Here is a 17,371-nt window from a genome sequence, read left to right on the forward strand (position 1 = left end):
CCCGATGAGGTTCCAGGCACTGGTGTGGCTGAGCACGGCAGCGCGCACATCAATGTCTCCTCACCGACCCTGACCTCACGCGCATCCACCGCTGTACGCAGTGATCGGCACACTGGGCAGAACCAGGACGTCATAAGCGGCTACGAACACCTGCGCCATCACGCGGCCTTGAGCCGTGCCTGGCTGGACTGTGCGCGGATGTATTGCCAACCCCTGACTTCACGCGACAACTCGAGGCGCTCGCGCACCTCGTCCTCGAACTTATGCGGTGCATGCTGCATGCGCTCGGCGTGTACGTCGTAGGCCTCGGCGCGCTGCAGCATCAGCAGGGTCTCTTTCATGTCGGCCGACAGGTGTTGCAGCTCGTCGACCTGTTGCAGGCCTTCGCCAAACAGCTGTTGCGCCGCCTGGTACACCTGGCGATCCACTTCCACGTCTACCGGGCCGAAGCTACCGGAAGTGATCCAGCCCACCCGCAACGGTCGGGGGTTGGCCAACGGCGCACACGTCCGCCCGGCGATGACCTCAAACAACAGGCGCGCATCCTCGACGTGGTTGGCGATAGGGCCCACGTGGTCGAGGCTCGACGCCAGCGGGAATACACCCTCGATCGGCACGCAAGCAAACGACGGCTTGAAACCGACCGCGCCACACAGGGCCGAAGGAATACGGATCGACCCGCCGGTATCGGTGCCCAGCGCCAAGGGGACCATGCCGCTGGCGACCGCCGCGGCACTGCCGGCGCTGGAGCCGCCGGTGATGCAACGGGCGTCCCAAGGGTTGCGCGCAGCGCCCTGCAGTGAGCGATCGCCCGTCGGCCCGTAGGCGAATTCATGGGTCAGGGTCTTGCCGATTATCACCGCGCCCGCCTCACGCAAACGCTTCACACACAAGGCATCGTGTTCGGGTTGGAAGCCTGCGAAGTGCGCCGAACCGTACGTGGTGACGTAATCGAACGTATCGATGTTGTCTTTGACCGCCACGGGAATACCGTGCAACGGCCCCAGGTCCAGGCCCTGATCGAACAACTCATCGGCCTTGCGCGCCTGGGCCAGCGCCACAGGCGCATCGACGCAAACGAAGGCATTCAGGATCGGATTCAGGCGCTCGATGCTATCCAGGGCGGCCTGCGTCAGCTCGACACTGGTCAGGCTGCCCGCGCGAAGGCGCTGGGCCAATTCAATGACCGATTGACCGAAAAAATAACCCGCGTGGGTAGGCTTCGCCAGGCTCATACAAACAACTCCATCAAACCACTGCGGGTGTAGGGGAAAGGGCAACGTTGCGACTGCCGGGACGCACCATCAGCATCGCGCTCATACCCAGCGCAGTGGCCACCGCCGCCGCCACGAACATCGACGAGTAGCCGTAGCGCACGGTCAGGTAGCCGGTCAGCATCGGCGCGATAAACGAAGCGGTGTTGGCGATGAAGTGCGTCATGCCGCTGTAGGCGCCGACTCGGTTGGACGGCGCAGTATCGATCACCACAGCCCAGTAAACAGAGTTCGGCAGTGCATTGAGGGCGTTGGCCACGGTCATCAGGGCAATCACGCCCCAGACGGTCTGGGCCTGCGAAACCAGGATGAAACACAGCGTGGTCAACAGCAGGCAGGTCGCGGCCAGCCAGCTACGCGCCACTTTCAGGTTGCCGGTGCGGCGTAGCAGCAGGTCGGATATCTTGCCGCCCAGCAACACGGTGAAACAGGCGCCGGTCCACGGGATCATGCCCATGTACCACAGCGACGACAGGTTGTAGTGAAACTCGTCCTGCAGGTATTTGGGCGTCCAGGTGAGCAACAGGAACGTCACGTACACGAACGAGAAGTAACCGACCGCGTTGAGCAACAGGTCCTTGTTCTTGAAGAAATGCCACACCGGCGTAACGCTGCTGCCAGGAGGCGAAGCGTAGGTTGCCGCGGCACGCTCCTGCCGCAGGAACTCACGTTCGGCCTTGGACATCCGCGGGTTCTCATCAGGGGTGTTGGTGAAGCGCGTCATAAAGAAAATCAGCAGTGCCAGGCTGACCACGCCCAGTACCACGAACATGCTGCGCCAGTCGCCGGTCAGGGTTTGCAGGCCCACCGCCACCGGTGCCGTCAGCAGTGCCCCGAGCGGTGTGCTCAGCAAGCCGACGGAAACCACGAAGCCGCGCTCCTTGGGCGTGGCCCAGTTGGCGACGCTCTTGTTGATCACCGAATAGGCCGGGCCTTCGGCAAAACCAAACAAAACGCGAATGGTGGCGAAACCGGCCATGGCCGAGCCCCCCATGAACGCGAGCCCCAGGTCGCCTGCAAAGGCGGTGGCGATCTCGAAGATCGACCAGGTGCCACCGGCAATCAGCCAGATGCGCTTGGCGCCAAAACGATCGGCCAGGATGCCGCCGATCAGCGCCCCGAGGATGTAGCCGTAACCGAAGAAGCCCAAGACATTGCCCCAGTCAGCCTTGTCGAAGCCGTACTCCGGAAGAATGCTCGCCGAGGCATAGGAAATCGCGCCGCGGTCAATGTAGTTGAGCAACGCCATGAGCATGATCAGGAAGAAAATCTGGTAGCGGAAACGCGGGATAGCGGGACTGTTCATAGGATCTGACTCTTCAAATGATGGCAGAAGTCAAAAAATCGGCCGCGTCCGGCGTATTTTTATTGTTTTACCCAAACGTTTGGGTTGTCGAAATGTAGAGACTGAAAAAGTGTTAGTCAATCGTTTGGGTAAAGTTTTATTTCGAGGGCTGGCGCATCGATTGGGATAGAATCGCGCGCAAGAAAACAGACGGTTGGAAGCCTCTCAGACATGCCGAATCAATCTCGTCCCGCCACACTGAAGTCCATGGCGACCGCGCTCGGGGTACACGTCTCGACGGTGTCTCGGGTGCTCAACGGCGACCCGGCGGGGGTCGAAAGAGCGGCGTCGACCGAAGTGGTGGCACGTATTCGTGCGCTGGCCAAAGAGCTGGATTACCGGCCAAACACGCAGGCATCCAACCTGAAACTGCGTAAAAGCCAGGAAATCTGCGTACTTATGCCGCGCCTCACCGACCTGGTGATGGCGACCATTTACGACAGCATCGACAGCGCGGCCGAGCAAGCGGGCTATCTCACGTTTGTCTCCAACACCGACGACCAACAGGTGCGCCAAATGGCCCGTGCCGAGCACGCCTTGCGCCGCTCGGTGGCCGGCCTGATCGTGGGTGACTCCCACGTGGGTGAGACCCAGCCACTGCTTGACCTGCTTAAACGCAAACACATTCCCTACGTCCTCGTCAGCCGCCAGATTGCCGGGCACTTGACGGCGGGCAGCGACGACGAAACGGGTGGCTGGCTGGCGGCCGAACACCTGTACCAACAGGGCTGCCGCGAGGTGGCGATATTGGCAGGCGAACGGCACGCCTCCACCGGGGCAGACCGTACCCGTGGGTTCATCCGTTATTACCGTGAGCAAGGCATCACCCTGCGCCCGGAGTGGATCCTCAATGGCCCTTTTGACAGCCTCACCGGGCACAAGCAAGGCGAGTACCTGCTGGGGCTCACCCCGGCCCCACAGGCGTTTTTCGCGGTCAACGACTTCCTGGCCATCGGCCTGATGGGCGCGGCGCGTGACAAGGGACTGGAACCAGGCAAGGACATTGCCGTGGTGGGCTTCAACGACATCCCGCTGGCCAAAGAACTGTTCGTGCCACTGACCAGCGTGCGCCTCCCACTGGCGCAGATGGGCCTGCATGCGGTGGAGTTGCTGCACAAGCGCATCAAGGGCGAGCCCGCCGAGTCGATCATCCTCGCCCCGCAATTGCAGGTGCGAGCGAGCTCCTCGCTGTTGCATCGCACGGCCTGAAGGGCGACTTCGCCCGAGCGCACAACGCGATGCAGTTTGTTGCAGACAGGGATATGCTAAGGCCCCATCCGCCCGGCGGGCCTGGCTTGCAAGGAATGCGTCATGGAACTCGTGGTTCATAGCTACTGCCTGAAAGGCGCGCGCCAAGAGCCTTTGCTGCCCCCTGTCACCCTCACACCCACCTCATTGACCTTGACGGTCGCCGAGCTCATTCGCCTGACCGTTGCCGAACAGATCGCCGCGCTGTCGGTCCAGCATTGGCTGGAACACCTGTCGGTGCGTGAAGTGCTCGACCGCCAATACCTGAGCGAGCGGGACGTTCTTCAGCAAGCCCGTCAAGGCGCGGTGGTCATGCCGCAGGCCATCACGCCTCCAGACCTCGATGTCGGCGTTGAGGTCGAGCGGGCCTTGAAGGGTTTTGAAACCCGGGCGTTCCGCGTTCTGCACAACGGCGTCATGCTGCAACGGCTCGATGAGTCAATCGAGTTAAGCCCCCCCTCCACGCTCGCGTTTGTCCGCCTGGTGCCGCTGATTGGCGGTTGACCCTCGTCGTTCACTTCCTCGGATACCCTCATGCAATCACGCCGTCCTGTGCCCGAACAAGCCACACGCCTCGCTGCGCTGCGCGCATTTTGTGATAGCGCGCTGGATGCCTATCGCGAGCCCGACCGAGATGAAGAGTCCGAGCTCGATGTCTGGGACGACTCCAAGCTCCTGCGCATCGCCGATGACTGGGTCAGGCAGCATCCCGAGGATGGAGCCAAGGCACTGGCTGATGGTTTTGTGTTCCCGACCGTTTGGGACGACCTGGAAGATCACCGCGATCAACGGCGCTATGGCCTGCAATATCAACTCTGCGACGCGTGGATCACTGCTCACCCGGACGCCTATGCACTGGAGCAGATCTGCGCGCGGCTGCAGCACATGCTGCAATTTGCCTTCGAGGACAGTGACTATCCATTGCCCACTGACGACGACGGCCCGGCCTACTACCGCAGAAGCCCAGACCAGGCCTGGGCCTTCCCTGACGTTCAGGACTGCATTAATCGCCTGAGCCATTACCCGCCCACCCCGGCCTGGCAGACCTTTGCCGAATGGCTGCTGGACGGCAGCTGGAACCGCGAGCAGCCCTCTTCGCTGCATGACGGAGAACGACGGAAAGTCGCCGATGCCTACATTTACGCGCACAAGGAAATCGAGCGCATCGCGCTGGGCCTGCTGGAAGCGGGCCGCCTCGATTACCCTCGCTTCGTCCGGGCGGCCAATACCTGGGGCCGCGCCATGATGTTCCATTCAGACGACACCGGGTTGGACAGCAATGACGTGGACCTGAATCGGTACGCCGAGGACGCCTTCGACGAGGACGATGCAAACGACGAGGCACCGGAAGACCAAGGCGTCGATGATGAATCGTCCCAGAGTGATGACGCCCTCACTGAAGAAGACGCTGCAGTGCCCCCTGAACTGGCGAACTTCACCGCACGTTATGTCGAGGACGCCCTGGCTGGGTTGCCCGATAACGCCGAGAAGCTGGCCGACACCTTCCGTTCGGTCGAGGTCTATCAGACCCGCTGGTTGTTGCAGGCCCTGGCAGTCATCGAACGACTGGGCATGACGCCAGACAACTTCTTCGACCGCTTCGGGGATACGGCAGCGGTGCTCGAACGCTTCCTGTTGCTTCAGGAATTGCCCAAAGACCAATCGGCAGAGCTACTGGCGGCACTGAGCGGTTTTTCAAGAAATACCCTTCTGACCGCCCTGCCCTACGCCGGACAAGCCAGCCGAGTGGTGCTCGACGCGCTCGGCTGGAGTGATCTGCAAGCCTTCCAGCGCGAGTACCTGAACATTGCCTTGGCACCTCAGTCCGGCTGGGGCACCGACCTACCCAATACACAGGATGAAAGCGTGGGCGTGGTGGACCGCTACCTGCTGGACAAGGCGCTGACCGAGGCCGACCCCGACCACCTGTGCGAGTACCTCGCGGCACTCGAACACTCGCACTGGGCGTTTCCCGAGACACGTGTGCTGCTCGACGCCTACCAGGGCATCGGTCGACCGGCGCTGGAAAAGAAATTGACCCGCCACGCACAGGCGGCAATGCGCATCTATGGCGTACTGCCCGTCACGGATTCGGACGACGTACGCCAGCGCTATCTGACGCTGAAGAAACTGCACAAAGAGGTGCGCAAATACGGCGCTGAACGACAGGCCAACTCCCACGCAGCGGTGCAGGCAGGGCTGGCAAACCTGGCGCGTGTCGCCGGTTACCCCTCGGCGATGCGCCTGGAATGGGCCATGGAATCGGAGATCGCCGAATCCGCCCTGACGACCGCCACCATCGATGGCTATGACGTCACGCTGGTCATCGACGGCTTGTCGCCCACGTTGCACATCAGCAAAGCCGGAAAGCCCCTCAAAAACCGCGCCGCCTGCAATTCGCAAAAGCCCAGATTTTGTCGCCCTCAAAACCCAGCAGACCCAGCTCAAGGAACAGATCGCACGCTTCTGCCGCACCCTGGAAGCGATGATGAGCAGCGGCGAAACCCTGACGCTGGACGAGCTGAAGCCGCTGTTGAAAATGCCCGCGGTGCGCCTGCTGCTGGAACAACTGATCGTGCAGGCCGACGACGCGACGCTGGGCTGGCTCGATGCCGCAACGCTGACAGTGACAGACCTTGAAGGCCGCCAACACGTGGCGAAAAAGAACCTGCGTATTGCTCACCCATTTCATCTGTTCACGGCAGGACAACTGTCAGCCTGGCAGAAAGAAGTGGTGAGCCATCGCCGCGTGCAGCCGTTCAAACAAGCCTTTCGCGAGCTGTACCTGCTGACACCTGCCGAGCGAGACACCGGCCTGTGGTCCAACCGATTTGCCGGCCACCGCCTGAAAAGCAAAGTAGCCGCCCGCTTGCTGCAGGTCCGCAACTGGTCGACCTCAAGCGTCGAGGACATCTATTACGAAAGCAAAGAACACGGCATTTACGCCCTGTTCAACTTTCTGGATACCGGCCATTACCTCTCGGAAACAGAACACTTTACCTTCGACAGCATTGCCTTCTACCGCGACCAGAAAGCCATACCCCTTGAGCAAGTGCCGCCGCTGCTGTTCTCGGAAGTCATGCGTGACGCCGACCTGCTGGTCTCCGTGGCCCACGCCGCAGACGGCTACAGCACCAGCAACGAAACCCTGCAACGACGCGCCGAACTGGTCGACGAATTGATTCAGGGCCTAGGGCTGCGAAACGTACGATGTGAAGGGCATTTTCTGCACATTACCGGCCAGCGTGCCAACTACCGCATTCACCTGGGCAGTGCAGCCATCCATATCGAACCCGGCAACTACCTGTGCACCGTGCCCGCAAGCAGGCGCTTCACGGAGCTCTACCTGCCGTTCGCCGACACCGACCAGAAGATGGCCGAGGTGCTGAGCAAGATGTTCCTGCTGCTGGACGACCTGAACATCACCGACAGCCTGATACTGGAGCAGATACAGCGCGGTGGCTGATGCTGGCGTTCGAGGCGCTGAATGCGTGCTGGATTAACGTGTTTCCCGCCGCAACGAATAAAGGTGGCCGCGAACGTGGGTTTCCAGCGAGGCAAGGACCACAACACAGCAATCTACCCAGTGCAAAATCCATGCACTAAAAATCGTGGCTGGCCGTCGTTTCGAGAGAATCTTGCAGAAACGAAAAAAGGACCCGAAGGTCCTTTTTGCGATCGCTACACACTTCAGTTGAAATATGCAGCGCTATGTTTGGAGCGGGAAACGAGACTCGCATCTAGCGTCCGACCCATTGAAATTTAAGGGTTTTCTTTTTTTCCGAAGCAGGAAAAGACTCAATTCTGGACTTGTTTTTGGGGCGTTTCAAGAGCAAAAAATGGAGCAGTTCTAAGCAAGGCTATTGGATTCTACCCATAGCCAATGGACGAACGATCATCAAGGTGGCGGTGGCAATTGTGCAGGATCAACAGTAGATGAGTCACCGCCAAAAAGACGCCTCAACCTCCCCCACTCACCGGTCAACTCACAACCAACGGCTATCGGCAGACATTCGACAGCAAAAGTATCCGGTCTACTGTCGCGGCGTGGGTGGAGCCTAAGCCCAGCATGACCGATTGCGGCAGATCCAAGATGAGACTCGCGTTGAGATCAATAAGCAGATCATCAGCGAGGTAATTTTTCCGTCGAGAGTAAAGCGGCCCACTTGAACGTCGACCGCGTGCGTTTGACGCATGCGCTGAGCCCACTTTCCCGCGTAGGAACTATCGACGAAGAGTGTGTTCAATGAAGGGTATTTGTCCTTTGTGTAAGCCACTGCGTCATCCGCTGCGTCGCGATCCTGCACACTGGCTGCGCTGATACTCAACGCCAGAAGCAAGCCCAGCGTATCGACTATCAGACTTCGCTTGCGCCCCTTCACCTTCTTCCCGGCGTCGAAACCACTGTCCCCGCCTTGGGGGGGGGAGCTACGGGTCGATTGGGAATCCAAGATAGCCGCTGATGGAGCGCTATCACGATCTTCCCTGTCCCGCCATTGCGCACGCAAACGATCATGCATCTGCTCAAATTTGCCTTGTGTACTCCACCGGCGGAAGGTCTTGTAAACATTGTCCCAGTGAGGAAACTCGCGTGGCAGCGTAGCCTTAGGACTTGCGAGGTTCGGGTGACACGAAGCTGCCCTTAGCGCGCTGTTTTATGCGTGTAATTCCCGCCAACTTCAAGGCTTTTGCAAACGTGTAGGGATGAGTGGTGATACCCGTTTGAGCATGGAATGTGTCCGCTAATTCAGCTTGGCTGGAGAAGGGATGGGCTTGTGCGAGCTTGACTAGCACTGGGTACTGCTCTGCGGCAATCGCGGGTGGGCGTCCGGCTCTAGGCATGACTTCGAGTCAGTCCAGGCAGAAGAAATGATAACTTTAGTTTATTTTATCTACACCCTCTCAGTGCTCGATACCCGCCATTTCGCCTTCAGGGCTCAAACAACGGCCATTTACTGCCCACGACGTTTCAAGGTATCGGAAGGCAACTCGGTAAACTGGTGACGATATTGTTCGGCAAACCTGCCCAAATGGACGAAGCCGTAATCCAGAGCCATTTCGGTGACACTGCGTACATTGCAGTTGGGGTCGACAAGGCACGCATGAATGCGTGACAACTTCTGCTCACGAATGAAACGTTGCGGCGTGGTATGCATGTGTTTTTCAAACAATGCGTATAACGAACGCACGCTCAGTTGCGCCTGGTCGGCCAGGCTCTGAACGCTGATGTCCTGCTGGAGGTTACGGTTGATGTAGTCCACCAGACGATCGAACGTACTGTTGGAACAACCCAGGTGTTCGCGCAGTACGTTGTTGCGCATCAGGGTCAACATCTTGCTGGCGACGATATGCGCATAGTGTTCCTGAACCCGGGCCAAAGCAGCGCCGTCCTCGGCCTCAGTGCAGATGGTAGCCAGTAAAGGTACAAGCGCCTGCAGTTGGTCCAGAGCGTAGCGTTGTTGCAGGAAGCGGATCCCTTCGCGCGGGTACAACCAGCGCTGCTCCTGGCAGATCGACTCAAGCAATCTGGAGGGCACTTTCAGAATGAATTTTTCACAATCGTGAGAATACGTAAGGTCAACCGGATCATCGGGATTGATCAGCAGCAATTCTCCCGGGACCAAATGATGTACTCCAGCCGGGCTTCGCCACAGGCAGTCGCCGCGCAACAGGACCTGCAAATGAAAAATGTCCTCCAGTGCATCGGACACAACACGTACGCTGGAGCCATAGCTGATACGGCATAGGTCTAGACTGGCGAATTTTCGATGGCTCAACTGCGCGTGGGCTGTAGTCTTGCGCGGCAGTTGAATGCAGTGGCTCCCGACATGCTGATTCACATAGCCGGAGACGGCATGGGGGTCAGCGTTCTTGAACACCTCGCTCCGCGAGCTTAGCAGGGGCATATTCATGGCGGTCACTCTTATATTTTTCAATCAGGCTTAAAGCATTGCAGCAAGGATGAACTCAGACAGTGTCTCTTGATTCTCGACCACGATCGGATCTAATACCAATACAAATAGGGATCAAATTCATTTCAGACCTTAAACTGTGCCATAAGGCCTTGCTGATGGTTGGCCAACTGATTCAATGATTGGCTGATCTGCGCGGTTTTCTTCGATTGATCAGACAGCGACTCGGTGACATCACGAATAGACGCCACATTGCGATTCACCTCCTCAGCCACTGCGCTCTGCTCCTCTGCTGCGCTGGCAATTTGCAGGTTCATATCGTTGATGATCGAAACCGCTCCGCTTATGCGCTGCAATGCGGTCACCGCTTGCAAGACCTGTTCTGCACTGCCTTGGACCTGGTGGTGACTGGTGTTCATCGCGTTGACCACTTCACGCGTACCGCGCTGCAACGTCTCGATCACCACTCGGACTTCCTCGACAGAGTCCTGGGTTCGCTTTGCCAGCCCGCGCACTTCATCGGCAACGACCGCGAAGCCGCGACCGGCATCCCCAGCCCGTGCGGCTTCAATGGCCGCATTCAGCGCCAACAGGTTGGTTTGCTCGGCGATCGCCCGGATGACTTCCAGCACAGAACCTATTTGCCCACTACTGGTAGCCAGGCCTTCGACCTCTCGCACCGCAAGATTCATGTCTTTCGCCAGCCCATCGATCATCTGCGTGGTTCGCTCGATCACCGCAAGACCCTCAGAGGTCGCTTGTTCCGCGCCCCGCGCCGCTTGCGCTGCCTGCGCGGCGTTACTAGCCACATCATGGGCTGTTGCGCTCATTTCCTGAGAGGCTGTCGCCACCTGCTCGATTTCTCTGAACTGATGTTGCATTCCGGTACTGGTTTGCTCGGACAGTGTCGCAGACTGGTCTGCGGTGGTACGTGCATCTTGCACCGACGCCTTCACGTCACGAATAATCGGGTGCAACTTGTCGAGGAAGCGGTTGAACCAGCCGGCTAATTGCCCCAGCTCATCACTGCCTTGATAGTTCAAACGCCGGGTCAGGTCACCTTCACCGCTCGCGATATCTCGAAGCATATTAGCCACCCCTAAAATCGGCCGGCTGACACCTCGAGCAGTTAGCCACAGCACAATCAGGCCTAACAGAGCCGCGCCGCCGGCAAGGCCAGCCTCCCAAAGGGCACTGTCCAGGCTGCGCTCATCGAGCTGTTGATGCAGCGCAAGCGCAGGTTCCAGCAACGCTGCCCGGGGCACTTCCATCACCAGCCCCCACGGTTTGGCTTCCGGAATCACGCTGAGTAGCTCGAGTATGCGCAGACTCGCGGCCGTATCCACGGTCTGCGATGTACCGGAGCCAAGCAGCGTCAAGAGGCTGGCGCCGTCGCCCTGGACGCTTCCAAGTGGGCGTCCAAGCGCACCGGGATTGTGGCTATCACCCGCGAGCAGTCCTGCTGGGCTCACTATTTGCAGCGTACCCCTGCCCTCATAGAGTTGCCGGCTTCCATTCAGACTGAGTTGCTGCAAACGGCTCAGGCTGATGTCCGCACCAATGATTGCAACAACTTTGCCCTTTTCAATCAATGGAAACGCCAAGGTCGTCATCAATAGCGGCTGGCCGGAGGTGTCGTCGAAGTAAGGATTCAAAACGCATGGCCTGAGAGTTTGCTCCGGGCAGCTATACCACGTATTAAATGGCGTTCCGTCCAACATGGGAGTGATATCTGCAATGATTTTCTCGGGCACCGCCATGTAACTGTCTGCCGAATCTTTTTGGCTCCAGTAAGAAGCAAACCGTCCTTTTTCATTACTGCCGGCCGCTGACGCTCCTACAAAACGCGCGTCCTGGCCATCCAGCGCATCCGGGGTAAATACTACGTACAAACTCAATATAGAGGGGTTGGCTTTGAGGCCATCATGCACTAACTGATTCAGGTCCTCGCGCAGTTCCTGGGGGTCGGCACCATGCTTGGCTGCCTGCTGGCGCAACTGTTGGACTTGCCGACTAAACTGGTTGCCGTAATTATAAATATCCGAGAAGAAACGCTGGATGGTCTCGGCCTGCTGCTCTCCACGCGCCTGCATACGTGCACGGGCAGCCGTCTCAAGCATTTGCGAGTTCGCTGACTTGACCAGCTTAAGACTACTATCCATACGATGCAGCGAAGTCCCTACCAACAGTCCGACTGTGCACAACAAACATAATCCCGCTAATAACGTAATTTTCCATTTAATGGAGACACGCGCAAAACGCATAGATACTCCCTACACCCTGATTGATAGTTACGCTTGAACAACACGTTGTTTAACTGATGTATTTTTCACGTCCAACGTAATGGCAACGCCGGCCCAGCAGGGAAAGTGCAACATTGAATTCCAGGCCGCGCCCCTCTTCCAGGATGACCTTGGCTAAATGCCCGGCTACCCGGGCGGCGCCCAGGCTGGCACCGGCCATACCCTCCCCCCCTTGCTCAGGGGAATTGCTCCAAGCGCCGAACAATCGCGGGCCCAGGCGCGAGAGCTCCTCCCACTTGCATCGTGAATCTCCAGTACCGCCAATTACGCCATCGTAGCCAGCCGGATAGCAGGCGACACCTCGGGCCGGGCTAGCTGCAACAATCAGTATCTTCTGTGCATTGGCGCGGTAGATAGCCTCGCGTAAAAGCGCACGGTCCGCCGCCAACCCCAAACTCATACAGACAATGTCCACTCGCTGAACAGGAGGCTGCGAAGTAAACCAATCGAGGGCCAAGGCAACCTGCAACGCGGTCGTGACAGGTCGCTCATCGAACACTTGGGCATGGGTAATGACGACATGGGGGCAGCTGTCGCGAATCACCGAGGCGATTACCGTTCCGTGACCGAGACGGTCTGGGACGCATGTCCCGACCGTCCCATCGGCTCGAAATGCCAGAGCTCCTTCGATTTCCGCCAAAGGCCCTCCGCTGTCAATCACACCCATGCGAACGACCATCACTGAACCGTGAACAGTCGCAGGGCTGAGTTGTTAGACATGTTGGCATTACCTGGCAGTTTTAACTCACCGACTTTGTCCAACGTCGCGGCGTCATAAATAAGCAGGTCGCCGCCCGCGCCGCCGATCCAGACGTATTTATTATCGGAACTGACCACCACAGAGTAAAATGTATGCGGAAGATTCAGTTGTTTCAGAGGCTTCCCGCCATTTTCCAGGTCAAACGATTGGAGGACGTTATACACGGCATACGCACGTTTATGATCCGGGCTGGCCGCCATCGAAAAATAGATGGTTTGGGTCGGCTCTATGTCTTTCATCTGCAACTCGCCTTTTCTCAAATCCAGGGTCATCAACCCCGTTTGATAGGTCTCTGGAGAGGCCGGGGCCTTATTCCGCAACTTCACGTAATACGGCGCTACCATCAGTTGAGAATTGTCATACTGGTACCAGACATTTAGTGCATCCGGAGGAAAATGCTCTTTTTGTGACCATTTCTGAATGGGTAATTCATCCAGCTGTTTTCCCGACGCTGCATCAAAGACGTACATATTCCTGCCTAGCGCAAAAATCTTTTTTCCATCTGTCGAGTACATCACCATGCTAACTTGACGCGGAGCCGGCGCTGTAAATTTTAACTTTAAAGTTTCCGCATCGTAAAACGCAATCCGCGTTGGCTGGACTTTGAATTCATTACGTAAATGTTTAACCGGGTTCTGATACACCGCGATGGTTTTACCGTCGGGAGAAAGATTCATCCCCCAGGTCGCCCACACGCGCTCATCGGCCTGGCTCATGTCCAGCCGAAGCACATTTTTCCCCGTAGACATATCAATCTTTATGACACTTTGACTGCCATTAGCTAGGACATATACATATTTGGCATCCGGACTGACCGCCGACACGATTGGCGTTGCGCCACTGTTTTCGACTACGAAATCTTTTATTATTTTCCGTTTATCCATATCGACAATAAAAACCTTGTCAGGATGAGCCACCACCGACAAGAAATCATTGGCCAATACAGAGGTAGCAGCGCTCATTGCACCCACGACGGATAGCAGCGCGAAGCAAATAGACTTTGTCATTATTATTAGCCCTTGGATTCGGGGAAAACGGAGTTCAAGTTACGCCAATCTTGAGTGGGGTCCGCAGTGTCCTTACCCCAGTTAGGATAAGTTGACATCGTGTCCGGGACTTGTGCTGGCCACCAGCAAGGATCAGAGCACGCATACAAATCCGCTTCCATCGGTTGGCACAGGTTGGAAACACCACCAAAACCATCGATTTCCCATCCGGGGTCAAACGAGGTCGAGCAACCCACCAGGGCGTTCATTGCCACCACTTCTTCTTCGCGGCCTTCGGCATGGGCTTCGACAAACGCTTTGGCCTTAGCGTTGGCGGGGGTCAAATGTTTCATGATTTGGCGCTCCTGGGTTCAATATGATTACGGAAAAAGCTGGGATTGGTTTTCATGATTCGCACATAAGATTCGATTCCAAAATCAACCCAGTCACGCAACAGATCGCAGTAGTGGTAAACCGGGGCAAACGGATCACCTTGTTTCGCATACGACTCGTGATAACACCCGCCCGCACAAATCGAGCGAATCCGGCAGGTTTTACAGCCGAAACTACTTCGGTCTTGCGCCCCCTCGATAAAGGCCGCCAACTTGGGTACATCAATGCCACGATCCACATTGCCATACGTCGGTTGGTCAGACCCGACGAAGCGATGGCACAAATGCAGATCGCCATCCTTATCGACAGCCAGCAACCCTAAACCAGCGCCACAAGGCACGACTTTTTTTGTGCCCTGAGCAATATCCGTCAATAACTGATGCATATTCGAGAAGCCGATATTTTCGCCACGACACGCAGCCTCAACATAGCGCCGACCCAGTGTCTTCATATCGTTGAACACCTGTTTCAAAGCATCGTTATCCAAATTGAACGATGCGATGGGACCTGAAGTAGCGGGCCCAAATCCCACTTCGGCAAACCCTAACTCGTTTTTCAGGTGATTATGGATACCGAGCACGTCGGTTACGCCGCGGGTCAGCGTCACACGGACACCGACCGCGCGCGCGGTATAACGTGAGAGCAACATCTTGACCTTGCGCGCCACGACATCGTAAGTGCCATTACCGCCCACCGTAATACGATTCGCATCGTGCATCGCCTTCGGGCCATCCATGGAGACCGTTAGGCCAAAGCGGTGTTCGTTGAGCCAATCAACCATGGGCTCGGTTAACAGCGTACCGTTGGTGGTCAACGAAAAATCGATTTTTTTACCCTCCTCAGCCGCTCGGGCTTCGGCATAGGGCACCATTTCGCGTATGAGCGGATAGTTCGAAAGTGGCTCACCTCCGAAAAAAACCAGGTTAACTTGATCCCGATTCTTGGCTTGTTTGAGCAACATCTCAAACGAAGCCTTGGCGACATCGAAACTCATCTTGACGCCCTTTGAAGGGGTCGTGAGGTCTTCCTTGTAGCAGTAGGTACAGGAAAGATTGCAGCCAGTGTTTACGTTGAGAACAATGGTCGAAAGCGGAATCTCTTCAACTTTAGCGATAGCGCGAGGCACCTCGACGGTGCCGAACTCACGCAGAATATCCAGGTCGATAAAACTGCTGACGCACTCTGCAAGGCTGTCTGAAGAATATCGCGCGCCGAGTTCGTCGCGCATGGTCTGGCTGTCGACGCTATCAAAGCGACTGAACAGGTCATATACATCGCGGCCAACCCCATCAAGTTCGAACAGGCTGCTGCTGGGAACATGCATCATCATGGCATGGCCGTCGACATCGATCTGATGTGCGTTATGCCGAATAAGAGTAAGCGCTGTCATAGGAGCCTCAACGAATAGGAGTGTCGACGAAGCGCTGAACGGTGACATACAAGTGCGCCTCGCCCTGGAGAGGTTTGCCGTCATCGTCAACGGTAGCGATTACCTTGAGATTGCCCAGGTTGTTGGTAGACATCGGCCGCTCTGGATTAAGACCGGCGTTCGCTGGGGTAAAACGACCACTCTGCTCGATCGAACCGGCGTACTTGGCGTCCTGCATCTTTGCGGCGCCTTCGTCCCAGTTATCCACGGCCCAAGAAGCGGTAAATGCCCCGACACGGATATCGTCATCGGTGCCGGCCTTGCCGTCCGGCCCATTCAGAAAACCTATCGCTTCAAACTGCGCAGGAACCTTCGCGATAGGCCCGCCATTGCCGCCAACCCGTGCGACCGTGATTTCAGGCTCAACGCCCACACGGTCAAGCGTGGAGAAAACCACCAGCGGCGCACTTGCCTTGCCAACGCTGAGCTTCACAGCACCCAACGCTTTTTCTGCGGAAAGCTTCAAGACGAGTTTGTTACTACTCTGAGATACAACCGTTCCAGTGACGCCTTTCGGGAGCACCGGCTTACCTGACAGGCCCACCCCGACAAGCGTAATCTCACTATCACCACCGGTACGCAGGTAAGAAGGGCTCACCGAAAGAATCCGAGCCTGGGTATCAACTGGGGAAGCGATAAGACGTCCACCAATAACGTCATTCTTCTTTTCGAACCAGCGCCCGGTGAGCGATCCGTCCGCATTCAGCGCCAGCACCTGACGAATCTCCTGCTGACCGTCGCTCAGCGTGGCGCGCCACTCGCCCTCACCTAGAAGAACGCCCTGGCCCGTGTAAGTCTTGGTGCCCTTTCTGTCATCGAGGGTCATTGATACATCATAGCCGTCCTGCGCGGCCTTCAATGAAAGCGACCCGGTGTAATCACCACGTCCAGGCTGGTGGCCCGCTAGCATCCAACGCTCTGCCAGTGTTCCGGTGGCGGCTTTTGGCGCCTGACCCAAAGGAAAGTTTTTTGCCAAGAATGGCAGGACATCTGCGTTTACAGAGGTCCACCAATCCCGGTCACGTGCAAGCGCTTGAAGCTCCAGCGTCGGGAACTGACCAAGGTGGAAATTAAGCAGCTTCTCCCAGTCCTCAGCCGTTCGTCGCTGCAATGCGACTCGGGCGAACGAGTGACATCTGGAGCACGTTTCAGTCATCATTTGGTTAGGTGCAATATCGACGGCGACTGGCTCCTTCTCCAGGATGTAGCGACGCCCCTCCGTTTCTTTCACGCTCAGCCCACGCGTCTGGGCCAGGTATCTCACTACCGCCGTACGGTCGTCCGGGCTCAATGGAACATGATGGTTGCGCATCATCCGCACGACCGTCATATCCCAGGCTTCCGGTGTTTTACGCACGGCGTCTATCCGTTCGAAACTCCCGTCGGCCGCGATATGACAAGCGGCGCACATCGTCTTCAAAACCTGCTCCCCGGTCTGGGCAGCCACGAGCGGGGCTATCGCGAGCGCCAGGACCGTACTACATGAGATGAACGCAAGTCGGCGGAGTGGTTTCATCGATCAGAATTCCTCTGGCTCTTCACAGGGGTCAAAGCCCCTGCTGGTTATTTTTTTGATAGTGACTTGAATTGTTGTTGCCGTGGCACCCGATGGCCCAAGTGGCTTGCGGGCGCCTTTCACACAAATACACATTTCGTGCCACCCCCCATAAAACAATGATTTTTTGATGAATTTTACATTTTTCAGGATTTTCGCTAAAAAT

At 57.2% G+C, this 17,371-nt stretch carries 11 protein-coding genes and 4 pseudogenes; 4 read left to right on the top strand and 11 right to left on the bottom strand.

Annotated features, from left to right (window positions below; genetic code table 11):
• A pseudogene (locus M1B34_RS27865) lies at nucleotides 1-1,235 on the bottom strand (amidase); the annotation flags it as partial.
• 13 nt (nucleotides 1,236-1,248) lie between these two features.
• Entirely contained in the window at nucleotides 1,249-2,580 is a 1,332-nt protein-coding gene (locus tag M1B34_RS27870) for an MFS transporter (protein ID WP_123334224.1), read from the bottom strand.
• 210 nt (nucleotides 2,581-2,790) lie between these two features.
• On the opposite strand from M1B34_RS27870, the gene M1B34_RS27875 reads away from it, so the two are divergent.
• The 4 genes and pseudogenes from M1B34_RS27875 to M1B34_RS27890 all read left to right on the top strand — a co-directional run bounded on the left by M1B34_RS27875 (nucleotide 2,791) and on the right by M1B34_RS27890 (nucleotide 7,333).
• Complete coding sequence (locus M1B34_RS27875) at nucleotides 2,791-3,828, top strand: LacI family DNA-binding transcriptional regulator (protein ID WP_123334226.1); 1,038 nt, start codon at nucleotides 2,791-2,793, stop codon at nucleotides 3,826-3,828.
• A gap of 102 nt (nucleotides 3,829-3,930) precedes the next feature.
• Nucleotides 3,931-4,371, top strand: a complete 441-nt coding sequence (locus M1B34_RS27880; RefSeq protein WP_268266809.1) for a hypothetical protein — start codon at nucleotides 3,931-3,933, stop codon at nucleotides 4,369-4,371.
• Nucleotides 4,372-5,925: 1,554 nt separating this feature from the next.
• Nucleotides 5,926-6,066 (top strand): annotated as a pseudogene (locus tag M1B34_RS27885) (hypothetical protein); the annotation flags it as partial.
• 109 nt (nucleotides 6,067-6,175) lie between these two features.
• The gene (locus M1B34_RS27890; RefSeq protein WP_268266810.1) at nucleotides 6,176-7,333 is read left to right on the top strand and encodes a DUF4132 domain-containing protein; all 1,158 of its coding nucleotides are present in this window, start codon (nucleotides 6,176-6,178) and stop codon (nucleotides 7,331-7,333) included.
• Between the two features lie 691 nt (nucleotides 7,334-8,024).
• Here the strand turns inward: M1B34_RS27890 and M1B34_RS27895 are convergent.
• From M1B34_RS27895 to peaA, 9 genes and pseudogenes are all read right to left on the bottom strand, one after another.
• Nucleotides 8,025-8,709, bottom strand: a pseudogene (locus M1B34_RS27895) (transposase); the annotation flags it as partial.
• A gap of 110 nt (nucleotides 8,710-8,819) precedes the next feature.
• Nucleotides 8,820-9,779 (bottom strand): AraC family transcriptional regulator, encoded by a 960-nt coding sequence (locus M1B34_RS27900; protein ID WP_268266811.1) that lies wholly within the window; start codon nucleotides 9,777-9,779, stop codon nucleotides 8,820-8,822.
• Nucleotides 9,780-9,904: 125 nt separating this feature from the next.
• Nucleotides 9,905-10,660 carry a methyl-accepting chemotaxis protein gene (locus M1B34_RS34210; RefSeq protein WP_425273552.1) on the bottom strand — a complete coding sequence of 252 codons (756 nt, stop codon included), beginning with the start codon at nucleotides 10,658-10,660 and terminating at the stop codon, nucleotides 9,905-9,907.
• A gap of 102 nt (nucleotides 10,661-10,762) precedes the next feature.
• Nucleotides 10,763-12,043 (bottom strand): annotated as a pseudogene (locus M1B34_RS34215) (PDC sensor domain-containing protein); the annotation flags it as partial.
• 49 nt (nucleotides 12,044-12,092) lie between these two features.
• Nucleotides 12,093-12,749 (bottom strand): subtilisin-like serine protease QhpE, encoded by a 657-nt coding sequence (gene qhpE / locus M1B34_RS27910; protein WP_268266813.1) that lies wholly within the window; start codon nucleotides 12,747-12,749, stop codon nucleotides 12,093-12,095.
• Nucleotides 12,750-12,760: 11 nt separating this feature from the next.
• Nucleotides 12,761-13,849: a quinohemoprotein amine dehydrogenase subunit beta gene (gene peaD / locus M1B34_RS27915; protein ID WP_268266814.1), complete on the bottom strand. Its 1,089-nt coding sequence runs from the start codon at nucleotides 13,847-13,849 to the stop codon at nucleotides 12,761-12,763.
• Nucleotides 13,850-13,854: 5 nt separating this feature from the next.
• Nucleotides 13,855-14,181, bottom strand: coding sequence for a quinohemoprotein amine dehydrogenase subunit gamma (gene qhpC, locus M1B34_RS27920; protein WP_268266815.1), 327 nt, complete (start codon nucleotides 14,179-14,181; stop codon nucleotides 13,855-13,857).
• Nucleotides 14,178-15,611, bottom strand: a complete 1,434-nt coding sequence (gene peaB, locus M1B34_RS27925) for a quinohemoprotein amine dehydrogenase maturation protein (protein WP_268266816.1) — start codon at nucleotides 15,609-15,611, stop codon at nucleotides 14,178-14,180. Before peaB ends, qhpC begins: the two co-directional genes overlap by 4 nt.
• Before the next feature lie 7 nt (nucleotides 15,612-15,618).
• Complete coding sequence (gene peaA, locus M1B34_RS27930) at nucleotides 15,619-17,166, bottom strand: quinohemoprotein amine dehydrogenase subunit alpha (RefSeq protein ID WP_268266817.1); 1,548 nt, start codon at nucleotides 17,164-17,166, stop codon at nucleotides 15,619-15,621.
• Nucleotides 17,167-17,371 lie beyond the last annotated feature (205 nt).

It is taken from the genome of Pseudomonas morbosilactucae (assembly GCF_023241715.1).
GTDB lineage: Bacteria > Pseudomonadota > Gammaproteobacteria > Pseudomonadales > Pseudomonadaceae > Aquipseudomonas > Aquipseudomonas morbosilactucae.

Coding starts and splice junctions, on each gene's coding strand:
- qhpC (WP_268266815.1), bottom strand. CDS start 14,181: ATGAAACATTTGACCCCCGCCAACGCTAAGGCCAAAGCGTTTGTCGAA.
- peaB (WP_268266816.1), bottom strand. CDS start 15,611: ATGACAGCGCTTACTCTTATTCGGCATAACGCACATCAGATCGATGTC.
- M1B34_RS27900 (WP_268266811.1), bottom strand. CDS start 9,779: ATGAATATGCCCCTGCTAAGCTCGCGGAGCGAGGTGTTCAAGAACGCT.
- peaD (WP_268266814.1), bottom strand. CDS start 13,849: ATGACAAAGTCTATTTGCTTCGCGCTGCTATCCGTCGTGGGTGCAATG.
- M1B34_RS27870 (WP_123334224.1), bottom strand. CDS start 2,580: ATGAACAGTCCCGCTATCCCGCGTTTCCGCTACCAGATTTTCTTCCTG.
- peaA (WP_268266817.1), bottom strand. CDS start 17,166: ATGAAACCACTCCGCCGACTTGCGTTCATCTCATGTAGTACGGTCCTG.
- M1B34_RS27875 (WP_123334226.1), top strand. CDS start 2,791: ATGCCGAATCAATCTCGTCCCGCCACACTGAAGTCCATGGCGACCGCG.
- M1B34_RS27880 (WP_268266809.1), top strand. CDS start 3,931: ATGGAACTCGTGGTTCATAGCTACTGCCTGAAAGGCGCGCGCCAAGAG.
- M1B34_RS34210 (WP_425273552.1), bottom strand. CDS start 10,660: ATGCAACATCAGTTCAGAGAAATCGAGCAGGTGGCGACAGCCTCTCAG.
- M1B34_RS27890 (WP_268266810.1), top strand. CDS start 6,176: ATGACGTCACGCTGGTCATCGACGGCTTGTCGCCCACGTTGCACATCA.
- qhpE (WP_268266813.1), bottom strand. CDS start 12,749: ATGGGTGTGATTGACAGCGGAGGGCCTTTGGCGGAAATCGAAGGAGCT.